The organism is Methylobacterium sp. J-092 (assembly GCF_022829325.1).
In the GTDB taxonomy this organism is placed as follows: domain Bacteria; phylum Pseudomonadota; class Alphaproteobacteria; order Rhizobiales; family Beijerinckiaceae; genus Methylobacterium.
The window spans coordinates 34,443-47,618 of record NZ_JAKSXU010000165.1 but is presented as its reverse complement, the minus strand read 5'-3'; the positions used below and the strand labels follow the sequence as shown (position 1 = coordinate 47,618).

Annotated in this window: 13 protein-coding genes; 3 read left to right on the top strand and 10 right to left on the bottom strand. The window is 71.7% G+C overall.

Annotated features, from left to right (window positions below):
• Positions 1 to 43 precede the first annotated feature (43 nt).
• From ada to mgtE, 5 genes are all read right to left on the bottom strand, one after another.
• Positions 44 to 1,120 (bottom strand): bifunctional DNA-binding transcriptional regulator/O6-methylguanine-DNA methyltransferase Ada, encoded by a 1,077-nt coding sequence (gene ada / locus MKK60_RS19590; RefSeq protein ID WP_243988262.1) that lies wholly within the window; start codon positions 1,118 to 1,120, stop codon positions 44 to 46.
• A gap of 132 nt (positions 1,121 to 1,252) precedes the next feature.
• Positions 1,253 to 2,134 (bottom strand): AlkA N-terminal domain-containing protein, encoded by an 882-nt coding sequence (locus MKK60_RS19585; protein ID WP_313901136.1) that lies wholly within the window; start codon positions 2,132 to 2,134, stop codon positions 1,253 to 1,255.
• Positions 2,135 to 2,151: 17 nt separating this feature from the next.
• Positions 2,152 to 5,928 (bottom strand): PAS domain S-box protein, encoded by a 3,777-nt coding sequence (locus MKK60_RS19580; RefSeq protein WP_243988285.1) that lies wholly within the window; start codon positions 5,926 to 5,928, stop codon positions 2,152 to 2,154.
• Positions 5,929 to 6,001: 73 nt separating this feature from the next.
• Positions 6,002 to 6,331, bottom strand: coding sequence for an Hpt domain-containing protein (locus tag MKK60_RS19575; protein WP_243988261.1), 330 nt, complete (start codon positions 6,329 to 6,331; stop codon positions 6,002 to 6,004).
• Between the two features lie 128 nt (positions 6,332 to 6,459).
• Positions 6,460 to 7,860, bottom strand: coding sequence for a magnesium transporter (gene mgtE, locus MKK60_RS19570; protein ID WP_243988260.1), 1,401 nt, complete (start codon positions 7,858 to 7,860; stop codon positions 6,460 to 6,462).
• A 481-nt stretch (positions 7,861 to 8,341) separates the two neighbouring features.
• Here mgtE and pqqA (MKK60_RS19565) point away from each other — a divergent pair, with 481 nt between their 5' ends.
• Both pqqA (MKK60_RS19565) and pqqA (MKK60_RS19560) read left to right on the top strand, forming a co-directional pair.
• Complete coding sequence (gene pqqA / locus MKK60_RS19565; protein WP_147727216.1) at positions 8,342 to 8,431, top strand: pyrroloquinoline quinone precursor peptide PqqA; 90 nt, start codon at positions 8,342 to 8,344, stop codon at positions 8,429 to 8,431.
• A 70-nt stretch (positions 8,432 to 8,501) separates the two neighbouring features.
• Complete coding sequence (gene pqqA, locus MKK60_RS19560) at positions 8,502 to 8,591, top strand: pyrroloquinoline quinone precursor peptide PqqA (protein WP_007559225.1); 90 nt, start codon at positions 8,502 to 8,504, stop codon at positions 8,589 to 8,591.
• Positions 8,592 to 8,736: 145 nt separating this feature from the next.
• On the opposite strand, the gene ldtR is transcribed toward pqqA (MKK60_RS19560), so the two are convergent.
• The 5 genes from ldtR to MKK60_RS19535 all read right to left on the bottom strand — a co-directional run bounded on the left by ldtR (position 8,737) and on the right by MKK60_RS19535 (position 11,761).
• Positions 8,737 to 9,249: a transcriptional regulator LdtR gene (ldtR, locus tag MKK60_RS19555; RefSeq protein WP_147727217.1), complete on the bottom strand. Its 513-nt coding sequence runs from the start codon at positions 9,247 to 9,249 to the stop codon at positions 8,737 to 8,739.
• Positions 9,250 to 9,413: 164 nt separating this feature from the next.
• The gene (locus tag MKK60_RS19550; protein WP_147727218.1) at positions 9,414 to 9,869 is read right to left on the bottom strand and encodes a DUF6163 family protein; all 456 of its coding nucleotides are present in this window, start codon (positions 9,867 to 9,869) and stop codon (positions 9,414 to 9,416) included.
• Positions 9,869 to 10,933, bottom strand: coding sequence for an enoyl-CoA hydratase/isomerase family protein (locus MKK60_RS19545; RefSeq protein ID WP_243988259.1), 1,065 nt, complete (start codon positions 10,931 to 10,933; stop codon positions 9,869 to 9,871). Before MKK60_RS19545 ends, MKK60_RS19550 begins: the two co-directional genes overlap by 1 nt.
• 123 nt (positions 10,934 to 11,056) lie before the next feature.
• A complete protein-coding gene (locus MKK60_RS19540) occupies positions 11,057 to 11,197 on the bottom strand; it encodes a hypothetical protein (RefSeq protein WP_243988258.1) in 141 nt (46 codons plus the stop codon).
• Positions 11,198 to 11,212: 15 nt separating this feature from the next.
• The gene (locus MKK60_RS19535; RefSeq protein WP_243988257.1) at positions 11,213 to 11,761 is read right to left on the bottom strand and encodes a hypothetical protein; all 549 of its coding nucleotides are present in this window, start codon (positions 11,759 to 11,761) and stop codon (positions 11,213 to 11,215) included.
• Positions 11,762 to 12,066: 305 nt separating this feature from the next.
• Between MKK60_RS19535 and hemB the strand changes: the two genes are divergently transcribed.
• On the top strand, positions 12,067 to 13,140 hold the full coding sequence (gene hemB / locus MKK60_RS19530; protein ID WP_147843353.1) for a porphobilinogen synthase: 1,074 nt from the start codon (positions 12,067 to 12,069) through the stop codon (positions 13,138 to 13,140).
• The last annotated feature ends 36 nt before the right edge of the window (positions 13,141 to 13,176 follow it).

Genomic DNA, 13,176 nt, shown 5'->3' with positions numbered 1-13,176 from the left:
AGGGGGAGGGATGAGTCCGAACGCGATCGCGAGGCTTATCCGCTCACCGCACCACCCCCTCGCGTGTCAGCAATGCGCGCTTGCGCTCGATGCCCCAGCGGTAGCCGGACAGGGCGCCGTCCGTCCGCACCACCCGGTGGCAGGGGATCGCGACGGCGAGGGCGTTGGCGCCGCAGGCGCGGGCGACGGCCCGCACCGCCGCCGGCCTGCCGAGGCTCCGGGCGATCTCGGCGTAGCTCGCGGTCGTCCCCGCCGGGATCCTGCGCAGGGCGTCCCAGACGCGCTGCTGGAAGGCCGTGCCGCCGATGTCGAGGGGGAGGTCCACCGGGCGCCCCGGCGCTTCGACCAGGCCGACGACCTGCGCGACCAGGGCCTCGAACGCGGCGTCGCCGCCTGCGAGCGCCGCGTTCGGAAAGCGGTCCTCCAGGTCGCGCAGCAGCGCGTCCGGATCGTCGCCGAGCAGGATCGCGCAGACGCCGCGGGCGGTAGCCGCGACGAGGATCGCGCCGAGGCTGCACGGGCCGACCGCGAAGCGGATGGTCTCGCCGGTCCCACCCTTGCGGTAGGCGGCGGGCGCCATGCCGAGCCGCTCGCCGGCCCCGGCGTAGAAGCGGCTCGCCGCCCCGTAGCCCGCCTCGTAGACCGCGTGCGTGACGCTGCTGGCCCTCGGCAGGGTCTTCGCCATCCGTTCGGCCCGGCGGGCCTCGCCGTAGGCCTTCGGCGTCACGCCGGTCGTCGCTTTGAACACCCGATGGAAGTGGAACGGGCTCATCCCGGCCGCGCGGGCGAGAACAGCGAGCGCGGGCAGCGATTCGGCCTCGTCGATCAGGCGGCAGGCGCCGGCGATCGCCGCGGCGCGCCTCGCATCAGGCGACGCCTCGTTCGGCCGGCAGCGCCTGCACGGACGGAAGCCCGCATCCTCGGCCTCGGCGCAGGTGGCGTGGAACGCGACGTTCTCGGGACGCGCCGCGCGCGACGGGCAGCTCGGTCGGCAATACACGCCGGTGCTGCGGACCGAGTAGACGAAGCGGCCATCGTACGCCGCGTCTCGCGCCGACACGGCTTCGCGCCGCATGGCATCCGCTGAGAGATCGGGACGGGTGGCCTCGGTCGTCGGCATCGCAGCCTCATCGATGATCGGGGCCGGATGCGGCCCGCGCGGTCTCCCCGTCATGCGCTGCTCGCTCACGGGCCGCATCCCGTCCCTTGCTCTCGAATCCGGCGGGCATCCTGGGCGCGCACGGCGTCCTCTTCAATCCGCCGGCCGCGCCGCATCGACCGCCCAGAGGTGCAACGCCGCGTAGGCGCGGTACGGGCGCCAGCCTTCGGCGCGCAGCAGCAGCTCCGCCGGGCTCGGGCGCCCGGCGCCGCCATCGAGGGCCCGCAGCAGGCCGACGTCCCCGGGCGGAAACGCGTCCGGCGCGCGCAACGCCCGCATCGCGATGTACTGCGCCGTCCAAGGCCCGATCCCGCGGATCGCGGTCAGGCGGGCGACGGCGGTGGCGAGGTCCTGGTCGAGCGCGAACGGATCGGGCTCGGCGAGGCTCGCCGCCGCGAGCGCCCGGATCGCGGCGCCGCGCGCACGCGGCATCGTCAGGATCTGCGCGACGTCCGCCGCGGCCACCCGCTCGGCGGTCGGGAAGACATGGGTCAGGCCGGGTTCGGCGAGGGCCGGGAGGGGCGTTCCGAGCTCGGCGACGAGCCGCCCGGCGAGCCGGGTCGCGGCCGCCACAGAGACCTGCTGCCCGAGGATCGCGCGGACGCCGAGCTCGAACCCGTCCCAGGCCCCCGGCACCCGCAAGCCGGGCCGCGCGGCGACGAGGGGCGCGAGACGAGGATCGGTCGCGAGATGCGCGCCGATCGTCGCCGGGTCGGCGTCGCAATCGAACAGGCGCCGGAGCCGGGCCGCGATGCCGGGAAGCTCGGCCTCCGCCACGCCCGTCACGATCGCGACGAGCCCATCGCCGCCGGGCGTGATCGCTATCGATCCGGTTCGCCCTGCGACGGCGATGGTGCGCGCGTAACGATCCGGGCCCACCGCCTCGATCCCGGGGATCGCCCGGCCGGCGAGGAAGTCGCGCATCGCCGGCCAGTCGTAGGGCGGGCGGCAGGGCAGGGCGATCGACGCAGGCACCGCGGCCGCGATCCGGGTCAGCCGTTCACCGCCCGCCGCACCGGCGCGGCGTCGCGGCCCGGAAGCCAGCGCGCGATGGCGGCGTAGAGGACCGCGCGGTCGAACGGCTTGCCGACGTGGTCGTCCATGCCGGCCTCGCGGAACTGGCGCACCTCGGCCGGCAGCACGTTGGCGGTCATCGCGATCACCGGCACGTTTGCCGCCGGGCCTTTCAGGCGGCGGATCATCCGCGTCGCGGTGATGCCGTCCATGCCCGGCATCTGCACATCCATCAGCACGAGGTCGAACGCGCCGTCCTCCACCGCCATCACGGCGGCGGCGCCGTCGGCGACCACGTCGACGGTGTGGCCGGCGGCCTCCAGCACCAGCCGCGCCAGCTCCTGGTTGATCTCGACGTCCTCGACCAGGAGGATGTGCCCGGTGGCGTGCGACGCGACGACGGCCGGCACGGCGTTAGGTGCGTCGACGTCGACGCCGCGCGGCAGCGTCACCGTGAACCAGAAGGTCGAGCCCTCGCCGTCGTCGGAGGCGACGCCGATCGTCCCGCCCATCAGCTCGACGAGGCGCCGGCAGATCGCGAGGCCGAGGCCGGTCCCGCCGAAATCGCGGCTCACCGAATTGTCGACCTGCGAGAAGCGCTCGAACAGCCGGTGCTGCTTGGCCTGCGGGATGCCGATGCCGGTATCGCTGACGCTGAAACGGATGGTCTCGCCGGCGGGCGTGGTGCCGGCATGGCGCACCGCGAGGGTGACGCTGCCGCGCCGGGTGAACTTCACCGCGTTGTTCAAGAGGTTGAGCAGGATCTGGCGCAGCCGAGCCTCGTCGCCGACGAGGCTGGGCGGCAGGTCCGGGTCGATCCGGCCGATCACGGTGAGACCCTTCGCGGAGGCGAGCCCGCGCACGATCGACAGGCCGTTGTCGGCCAGCGCCGCCGGCGCGAAGGCGCGCTGTTCGAGATCGATCGCCCCGGCCTCGACCTTCGAGAAGTCGAGGATGTCGTTGACCACGGTGAGCAGGGCGGAACCCGACGAGCGCGCCAGCTCGGCGTGGCGCTGCAGGTCGGGCGCCAGCCGCTCGGAGCGCGCCAGCAGGTCGGTGAAGCCGATCACCGCGTTCAGCGGCGTGCGGATCTCGTGGGACATCGCGGCGAGGAAGTCGGTCTTGGCGAGGCTCGCGCGCTCGGCTTCCAGGCGCGCGGCCTCCGCGGCGGTCTTGGCCGCCTGCAGCGCGAGCTCGGCCTGCTTGCGATCGGTCGCGTCGAGGTTCAGGCCGATCACCCGCACGGGCCGCCCGGCGGGATCGTAGTAGGCGCGGCCGATGCTCTGCAGCCAGCGCTCGACGCCGTCGCCGCCCGTGATCCTGAACTCCATCACGAAGCTGCGGCGCGAGGCGATCGCCTCGGCGGCGTCCGCCAGGGCGCGCTCCCGCTCCTCGGGCATCACCAGGGCCTTCCAAGCCTCGATCGGCATGCGCAGGGGTTCGGTGCTCGACAGCCCGTGCAGCCGCGCGCTCTCGGGCGAGAGCAGGACGGAACCGGCGACGAGGTCGAGGTCCCAGGAGCCCGCCTCGGCCGCGTCCTGGGCGAGGCGCAGCAGGTCGCTGGTCTCCTCCAGGGCCCGGCGCGCGGCGATGATGTCGTCGATGTCGAGGGCGGTGCCGAGCCAGCCGACGATGGCGCCCGCCTCGCGGATCGGCATCATCACGATCTTGTGCCAGCGATAGGTGCCGTCGTGCCGGCGCAGCCGGCCTTCGATCTCGTGCCCGCGCCCGTCGCGCACGGCCGCCGCCCGGGCCGCCTCCATGCGCCCGGCATCGTCCGGGTGGTTGGCCGCGAGCCTTTCGGCAAGGCCGGTCCCGATCGGCCCGTAATAGGCCTCGAAGCGCTGGTTGACGTAGGCCGCGAGGCCATCCTCGGCCCGCACGATCCAGACGAGCTGCGGCAGCGTGTCGGCGAGCGCCCGGTAGCGCGCCTCGCTCGACCGCAAGGCGTCCTCCGCCTGATGGCGCGCATCGACGTCGCGGACCGAGGCGACGAAGCCGGCGGGTCGGCCGGCGGCGTCCCGCACCAGGCGCCACGAGCCCTCGACCCAGATGTAGGAGCGGTCGCCCCGGCGCAGGCGATAAGTCGCCACCGCGGTCTCGGCCTCGCCTGCCGAGAGGCGGGCGATCATCGCCGAGAGCGCGCCTGCGTCGTCGGGATGGGCCTCGTCCTCCGGCCGCGTCCCGACGAGGTCCAGCGGCGCCAGGCCCAGCAGCGCGTGCGAGGCCGGCGAAGCGTAGATCCGCCGCCCGTCGAGGCCGACCTGGACGATCATGTCGCTGGCGTTGTCGGCGAGCAGGCGGTAGCGCGCCTCGCTCAGCGCGATCGCCTCCTCGGCCCGGCGCAGATGGGTGATGTCGCGCACGCTGATGAAGACGCGCGCCACGCGGCGGCCGCCGGCCTCGCGCAGGGGCACCAGGATCACCTCGAAGCGGTGGGTCCCGTCGCCGCCGACCCGCTCCTCCTGGCGCCGCGCCGGCTCGCCGGAGCGGATCACGCCCTCGATGTCGGCCCGCACGATCGCGGCCATGTCGGGCGGCATCACCTCTTCCGGGGTCTTGCCGCGGACGGCCTCCTGCGAGTGCCCGATCAGCGCCGCGGCGCTCGGGTTCAGGGTCTCGAGGGCGAAGCTGCCATCCGCCGCGACGGCGTGGACGAAGAGGTGGTCGGTGGCGTTCTCGAACACGCCGCGGAACAGCGTCTCGGCCTCGCCGAGGGCCCGGTGGGTCTCGACCAGCAGCGCCTCGCGCCGCCGCCGGCGCTCGAGCTCGCGCAGCAGCACCAGGCATCCGAGCAGGATGACCGCGCTCGCGACCGCGCCGACCGCCAGCGCGTTGCGCCGCTCCGCGACGAGCGGCGCGAGCACGACCTCCACCGACTTGCCGACCGTCACGACGAGCGGAAGGTTCTCCGTGGCGCGATATCCGAAGATGCGCGCGCGCCCGTCGAGGCCGCTCTCGACCGCGTAGGTTCCCGCCGGCGCCTCGGACAGGCGCGCGAACAGGCCCTGACCGTCGAGCCGCCGGGACAGGTCGCGCTCGTACATGCCGGGCATCGCCGGCTCGCGGATGCGGACGTAGCCGTCGCGGCCGAACAGCCCGACGACCGCGTCGGCGCCGACGTCGAGCGCCTTGAAGCGCCGGGCGAGGTAGTCCGGGTCGACGGCCACCATGAGGACGCCGCCGAAGCTGCCGTCCGGGCGCGTCAGCCGGCGCGCGAGGTTGAAGGTGAAGGTATCCATCAGCCGGCCGCGGATGGTGCGCCCGACATAGAGGCCGGCTTCGGGATTGTCGGCCAGCGACCGGAAGTAGGGCCTGTCCGCGACGTTGGTCCTGCTGAGGGCGGAGGGCACGGCGTCGCGCGTGGCGACGAGGTCGCCGTTCGCGTCGAAGATCGCGATCTGGCGCGCGCTCTCGGCCAGCATCGTGGCGCGCTTCGACCAGCGGGCGAAATCGAAGGTCTCGGGATCGTCGGCGTAGTCGGCCTCGATCAAGCGCATCACCTGGTCGACGCCCTCGATCAGGCGCGAGACCTGCTCGGCCAGCGCGATCGACAGGTTCAGCACGTCGCGCCGCGCCTGGAGCATTTCGCCCTCGCGGCGCTGCTCAAGATGGAACAGCAGGCCGAGCCAAACGAGCGCGAGGAAGACGAGGCCCCCCGTCGCCACGAGCGCCTGCGGCAGCCGGCCGGCGAGGCGATTCGGCACGAGGCCGCCCCCCCGTCGTTCCGGCATCTGCGTCGTCGCCACCATCATCCCGCTCACCCAGAACCCGCTCCGCGCGACCGTGGCATGCCGATCGTCACGAAACTGAATACGCGGCGCGGCGTCAGGACGTTTGCGCGACGTCTTCTAGCGCGCGCACGGTCTCGTCGCGCAGGGCGCGGATCTCGGCGAGCGCGGGCGCGAAGTCGGCGCCGTCCTTTGCCTCCGCTTCGAGAGCTCGGCAGGCTGTGGAGAGCCGCTCGCAGCCGAGCATGCCCGACATCGAGATCAGGGTGTGCGCCTCCCGCGCGATCTCGCCCGGCGCCCGGCTTCCGGCCGGGAACGCGGTGCGCAGGCTGTCCGTGAACCGGACGATCAGGCGCCGGAGCTTCTCGGCGCCGATCACGCCGCCGAGGTCGTCGAGGACCGGGCGGCTCAGCAGGGGCAGGGTCACGGTCGCGCTCCGAAGTCACGTCTTGCCGGCGGCGCCTTCGTGGACGACGCCTGCATCGTCCGCCCTACGTCGGCCCGGACTGCGAAGTTTCCGTTGCCGACCGGTCGGCAACGGCAGCGGACGCGGCGCTAGAGCAGCGTGCCGCGCAGGATCAGCAGCGCCACCGAGAAGTAGATCACGAGGCCGGTCACGTCGACGAGCGTCGCCACGAAGGGCGCCGAGGCGGTCGCCGGGTCGAAGCCGAGCCGTTGCAGCAGGAACGGCAGCATCGAGCCGGACAGCGACCCGAAGGTGACGATGCCAACGAGCGCGCCGCCGACGGTCGCCGCCACCAGCGGCCAGTGCTCGCCGTAATCGTACAGGCCGGTCTTCTGCCAGATCGCGATCCGCACCACGGCGATCACCCCGAGGATGCCGCCGAGCACGAGGCCGGTGGGCAGCTCGCGCAGGGCCACCCGCCACCAGTCGCGCAGGCGGATCTGGTGCAGCGCCAGCGCGCGGATCAGCAGCGAGGTCGCCTGGCTGCCGGAATTGCCGCCCGAGCTCATGATCAGCGGGATGAACAGCGTCAGGACGATCGCCTTCTCGAGCTCGCCCTCGAATCCCTGCATCGCCGAGGCGGTCAGCATCTCGGAGAGGAACAGCGCGCAGAGCCAGCCGGCGCGCTTCCGGATCATCGTCATGAAGCCGATGTCCATGTAGGGCTCGGGGAGCGCCTCCATGCCGCCGAAGCGTTGCACGTCCTGGGTCTGCTTCTCGACCATCGCGTCGATCATGTCGTCGACGGTGACGATGCCGATCAGGTGGCCGACCGCGTCGACCACCGGCAGGGCGAGCAGGTCGTATTTCGAGATCAGCCGGGCGGCCTCCTCGCGGCTCGCCGTCGGCGACACCGCGAGCGGGCGGCGGCCGGCGGCGACCGAGAGCACGTTGTCCTCAGGGTTGCCCGAGATCAGCCGGCGCAGCGGCACCGCCTTGGTCAGCGCGCGGGTGCGCGGGTCGAGCACGAAGATCGCATAGATCGTCTCGCGGGTCTTCTCGACGCGGCGGATGTGGTCGAGGGTCTGCGCCACGGTCCAGGTGCCGGGCACGGTGACGAACTCGGTGGTCATCAGCGAGCCGACGGTCTCCTCGCCGTAGGCGCTGAGGCGGTCGACGGCGCCGCGGGTCTCGGCGTCGAGGCGGGCGCGCAGGTCCGAGCGGCCTGGCTCCTCGATCTCGCGGAACACGTCGGCGACGCGGTCGGCCGACATGCCCGACAGGTAGGTGGCGACGCGGTCGCGCGGCAGCATCTCGATGATGTCGGCGGCGTCGTCGAGCTCGGGCTGGTCGAGCACCTCGATCGCGCGATCGTGCGGCAGGCCGAGCAGGATCGCGGCGGCGACCTCCGGCGCCTCGGCGTTCAGCGCCTCGACGATGTCGGGCGCACGCTCGTCGGAGAGGCGCGCAGCCAGGACGGAGGGGTCGACGCGCGGATCGATCGGCACGACCGCGTCGGGGACCGGCAGGGGGGGGACCTGTTCAACCATGGGCCTCGCCTCGCGGGCCCGGCGGCGCGCCGTACGGCACCGGCCGCGACCGGCTGCGCGGCGGAGCCCGGCGCGAGCCCTTCAGGGGCTCAGGCGGGATCGCGGCGTGCGGCCGGCCACGGCTCGGACGATCGGTCTGGCGTGTCGCTGGGCATCGGATCTTCGTGGGAATGGCGTGCGCGGATGCCGACGGCCGTCTCCGCGCGCGGCAGCCTGTGCGCCCGGCGGTGCGACGCGTCAAGCCGAAAGCGCGCCCCTCGGAGAGGGCGTGGCGGCAGGGGGCGGAATGGGGTTGGCGATTTGGCGCCACCGACACCATCTACCTGATCAGAAAGCCGAATTCGGCGTTTTGGAGATGAATGCCGGGGCGACCGAGCGCTCTCTCGGCGATCCTATGAGAAATATAAGTGTAGCGCCCGCTTGTATTGCGCCCAAGGTATCGCCTATCTTCCGGTCATCGAAGTTCACGAGGAGAAACGCCATGGCCTGGTCCGCCCCCATCGTTCAGGAAGTCTGCGTTGGCATGGAAGTGACGAGCTACGAGTCCGCCGAGATCGACACCTTCAACTGAGCCGATGACCGGCTCGCGAGCGAGCCGGCAAGACGTCCCTTTCGCCCGCATCCCATTCAGGAGAATTCACATGGCTTGGTCCGCCCCCGTCGTTTCCGAGATCTGCGTCGGCATGGAAGTCACCAGCTACGAGTCGGCCGAGATCGACACCTTTAACTGAGCTTTCGATCGGCCGCCGATGCGGCCGGTCTCGTGAGCGCCGCTCCCTCGGGGGCGGCGTTTTGCGTTGGTGCCGGGCGTGAAACAACGAAGCCGGCCGTCCCTCGCGGGCGGCCGGCTTCGTCGTGTTCGGCGTAACCGAGGTCTCAGAGACGGTAGCGGATCTGGTCGGTCCAGAACCGCTCCAGGCGGCTGAGGGCGGTGTTGAGCCGGCCGAAATCGTCGTCGGAGATGCCGCCGATCGGCTGGATGGTGCGGGCGTGCTTGTCGTAGAGGCCCTGGATGATGTCGTGGACCATCCGGCCCTTGTCGGTGAGGCTGATGCGCACCGAGCGGCGGTCGGTCTTCGAGCGGGCGTGGTGCAGGTAGCCGGCCTCGACCAGCTTCTTGACGTTGTAGGAGACGTTGGAGCCGAGGTAGTAGCCCTTGGTCCGCAGCTCGCTGGCGGTGAGTTCCTTGTCGCCGATGTTGTAGAGCAGCAGCGCCTGAACGCTGTTGACGTCCTCGCGGCCGCGGCGCTCGAACTCGTCCTTGATCACGTCAAGCAGGCGGCGGTGCAAGCGCTCGACGAGGTGCAGGGCTTCGAGATACGAGCCGGCGACGGCTCCGGTCTCGGGAGCGGTGTTGGTATCCGAGATCTTGACGGCCTGGGACTTCATCTTGTGCCTCGCCCGAATTGTTCTGCCGGAGCCTTCTGCCGTCCGGCACCGCTCATGGGGTGAAACTAGGCGGCGGAGATGAAAACCGCTCTAAGAGACAGGATGAATTCGCGATTTACTTCTGTCGGTAAATGCAAAGTGAAGTGATTCGTATGACCACTCGTTTACCGCGCTTCCTGTGCCGCGAGCCAAGAAAAAACGAAGTAGAAGATCACGATACTTGACTCGACCAAGACCAGAATCAGCGGCGTCTGCAACAGTTGCGGCGTCAGGACGGCGAGCGTCAGCATCGAGGTCACCGCCAGCAGCCAGACCACGCCGCCCCAGGCGCTGGTGAGCCACAGGCCGATCGCCGCGTTGGCGTCGATCACCGCGAAGTAGATCAGCGCCGCCTGGCGCCCGAACGGCTCCAGCGCGAACGGGCGGTGCCCCGGCACCACATCGAGGATCGTCGCGAAGGAGAGCACGCTCTTGGCGAGCCACGCCAGGGCCGTCAGCCGCATGAACCAGACCAGCACCGTGTCCCAGGTGCTCTTGGGCGCGGCCGAGCGCCGCTCGATGCGGTCGCTCGGGGCCTCGCCGACCGCGCTGCCGCGGGTGATGCGTCCGACCTTGCGCATCAGGCGAACCGAGGCTCCGGCGCCTCGGACGGCCCGAAGGCAGCGGCGACCGCGGCGTGGTCGACGGCCTCGAGCGTCGCCGGCCGCCAGTCCGGCCGGCCGTCCTTGTCGATCAGCACGGCGCGGACGCCCTCGAAGAAGTCATGCCCGCGCATCAGGCGGGTGACGAGGCGGTATTCGGTCAGCACCGCGTCGGCGAAATCGAGATCCAGCCCGCGCCGCATCTGCTCGCGGGCGATGCACAGGCTTGTCGGGCAGCGGGTGCGCATCACGGCCGCGGTCTCCGCGGCGAAGGTCGAGCCCGATGCGGCCGCGCCGTCCAGCCGTCGCAGGATGTCCGCGACGTCGTCGGCGGCGAACGCGTCGTCGATCAGGCCGCGCTCGGCGACGAGCGGCCCGGTCGGCGGGCGCGCGGCACCGGTCTCGAGCGCGGCCGCGATCGGGCCGCCCTGGGCGAGCCGGTCGAGGATCGCGGCGAAATCCCGGGCGGGCGCGTAGGCGGTGGCCAGGCCGAGGGCGAGCGCGTCGCCCGGGCCGACCCGGCTGCCGGTGAGCGCGAGATAGGTGCCGACGCGGCCGGGCAGGCGCGGCAGGGCGTAGGTCATCCCGACATCGGGAAACAGGCCGATCCCGACCTCGGGCATGGCGAAGACGTACGTCTCCGAGGCGACGCGGTGGGCCCCGTGGAGCGAGATGCCGACGCCGCCGCCCATCACCACGCCCTTGATCAGCGCGACGATCGGCTTCTCGTAGCGCTGCATCCGGGCGACGAGGCGGTACTCGGCCTGCCAGAACGCGAACACCTCGTCGAAGCGTCCCGCCTGGCCGCAGGCGTGGATGTGGCGGATGTCGCCGCCGGCGCAGAAGGCGCGCCCCCCGGCGCCGCGGATCGCCACGCGGGTGATGCCGGCATCCGACGCCCAGGCGTCGAGCTGCGCGTGCAGCGCGCCGATCATCCCGAGGGAGAGCGCGTTCAGGGCCTTCGGCCGGTCGAGGGTGACGAGGCCGAGCGCGCCCCGCCGCTCGAACCGGATCTCGTCGTTGGCCGCTTCGGCTCCGCTCACGTCTCTCGATCCTCTCGCCGCGTGTCCGCTCAGCGGGGGTTAGAGGCCGTAGCGGCCTGGGCGTCAACGCCGGGCACCGGCGTCCGGTTTAGGCCGAGGTCGAAGCCCGGGCGAGCGCGGGCGTCAGGCCGGCAACCGTTCCGCCTTCGATGCGAACGGCAGACCCATGCGCCGCCAGAGTTCGGCCTGGAGGGCGATATTGACCGCGAGGGATAGGAAACCGATTGGGCTCAACAGGATCGGCTTGAAAAACGCCGACTTCACGACGGTAGTCTGGAGCTACAGCGTCGCCAGGACGATTGCCAGGATGACGGGGACGAGCACGACGAAGACGCGAAGCCCGGCGAACGTGATATCCCAGAAGTGCCCCCCCGTCGCCGAGATGGCGTCCGACAGGGTGAGCGGCAAGGCGGCAAGGGCGAGCACCGGGCCGACCAGCGTGAGCCGCGTCCGTATCCACCAACTCGGGACGAGCAGTCCTACCAGAACGAAGGTGGGGATTCCGAGCTGGCCATGAAGGCTCCAGAGCCAGGCCCACGCCGCTCCGACGAGGAGGAGCAGGAGATCGAGGGCGACGACGTTGAGGATGGCGCGGCGCCGCGCGCCGGGTTTCGGGATCGACGGCGGCCCGACGTCCCACATGACCTCGTATAGCCGGACCTTGTAGGGCGCGATGAGGACGAAGACGGCCGCATGGAGCAGCAGCCACCATCCGGTCACGGCGGGCACGTCGTTCTCGTGGCGCATCAGGGCCTCCGCGCCGTCGCCCGCGAGCAGGATCACGAACGCGATCGCCGTCGCCGGCCCGAGCGCGCGCATCGCGCGCAAGCTCCGTCCGTACGCGGCCGGAATGATCCCCTCGAGCGTGAACGATGCCGTCATGAGCCCCCCGACCAACACCTCGACCGCCGAATCGAACGCCGGAGCGATGTGAAAGAATTCCGATCCGCTGCGGGATGTCACGTGCCGAGGCGACGGCGTCACGCAGGCGTGAACCGTTCGGCGACGCTGCCGCGCTGCGGGCGGGGCGCCCCCGGCGGCTCGTGACGTCGCGGCGCTTCGCCGGCTTCGCCCGCCCCGCCACTTATGCTACGCCGCGCCACCCGCGAACCGATCACAGCGAACGCGATCCCATGCCCTTCGAACACGCTTCCGACGACACGCCCCGGCCGCGCCCGCTCGCCGTGGAGACCGCGCGGGAGGGGACCCGCGCCGAGGGCCTGAAGATCACCCAGCGTCCGCGCCGCAACCGCAAGGCCGACTGGTCGCGGCGGCTGGTGCGCGAGAACACGCTGACGGTCGACGACCTGATCTGGCCGATGTTCGTGATCGAGGGGACGGGCCGGCGCGAGCCGATCGCCTCCATGCCCGGCGTCGAGCGCCTCAGCGTCGACGAGATCGTGCGCGACGCCGAGCGCGCCGCCCGCCTCGGCATCCCGGCGATCTCGTTCTTCCCCTATACGGAAGCGAGCTTGCGCGACCCCACAGGCTCCGAGGCCCTGAACCCGGACAACCTCGTCTGCCGGGCGGTGCGCGCGGTGAAGAAGGCGGTGCCGCAGATCGGCATCATGACCGACGTCGCCCTCGACCCCTACACCTCGCACGGCCATGACGGCCTGCTCTCGGACGGCGCGATCCTCAACGACGAGACCGTCGCGCTGCTGGTCGAGCAGAGCCTGATCCAGGCCGAGGCCGGCACCGACATCATCGCGCCCTCCGACATGATGGACGGGCGCGTCGGCGCGATCCGCGCCGGGCTCGACAAGGCCGGCTTCCTCGACGTGCAGATCATGGCCTACGCGGCGAAGTACGCCAGCGCGTTCTACGGCCCGTTCCGCGACGCGATCGGCACGCAGGCGGCGCTCGTCGGCGACAAGCGCACCTACCAGATGGACCCCGGCAACGGCCTGGAGGCGTTGCGCGAGGTCGCCCTCGACCTGGAGGAGGGCGCCGATTCGGTGATGGTGAAGCCCGGGCTGCCCTACCTCGACATCATCCGCCGGGTGAAGGACGAATTCGGCGTGCCGACCTTCGCCTACCAGGTGTCGGGCGAGTACGCGATGATCGAGGCCGCCAGCCGCAACGGCTGGCTCGACGGCGAGCGCGCCATGGTCGAGAGCCTGCTGGCCTTCAAGCGCGCCGGCGCCGACGGCGTGCTGACCTACTACGCCCCCCGCGTCGCCGAGCGGCTGCGCACCGGCGCGTGAGGCGCCGGCGGGGCAGGGGGTTCGTCGCCCTCGGGA

Excerpts from the sequence above, each read along its gene's own strand:
- ada (WP_243988262.1), bottom strand. The coding sequence starts at position 1,120 with ATGCCGACGACCGAGGCCACCCGTCCCGATCTCTCAGCGGATGCCATG.
- MKK60_RS19580 (WP_243988285.1), bottom strand. The coding sequence starts at position 5,928 with ATGATGGTGGCGACGACGCAGATGCCGGAACGACGGGGGGGCGGCCTC.
- mgtE (WP_243988260.1), bottom strand. The coding sequence starts at position 7,860 with ATGGTTGAACAGGTCCCCCCCCTGCCGGTCCCCGACGCGGTCGTGCCG.
- pqqA (WP_147727216.1), top strand. The coding sequence starts at position 8,342 with ATGGCCTGGTCCGCCCCCATCGTTCAGGAAGTCTGCGTTGGCATGGAA.
- pqqA (WP_007559225.1), top strand. The coding sequence starts at position 8,502 with ATGGCTTGGTCCGCCCCCGTCGTTTCCGAGATCTGCGTCGGCATGGAA.
- ldtR (WP_147727217.1), bottom strand. The coding sequence starts at position 9,249 with ATGAAGTCCCAGGCCGTCAAGATCTCGGATACCAACACCGCTCCCGAG.
- MKK60_RS19550 (WP_147727218.1), bottom strand. The coding sequence starts at position 9,869 with ATGCGCAAGGTCGGACGCATCACCCGCGGCAGCGCGGTCGGCGAGGCC.
- hemB (WP_147843353.1), top strand. The coding sequence starts at position 12,067 with ATGCCCTTCGAACACGCTTCCGACGACACGCCCCGGCCGCGCCCGCTC.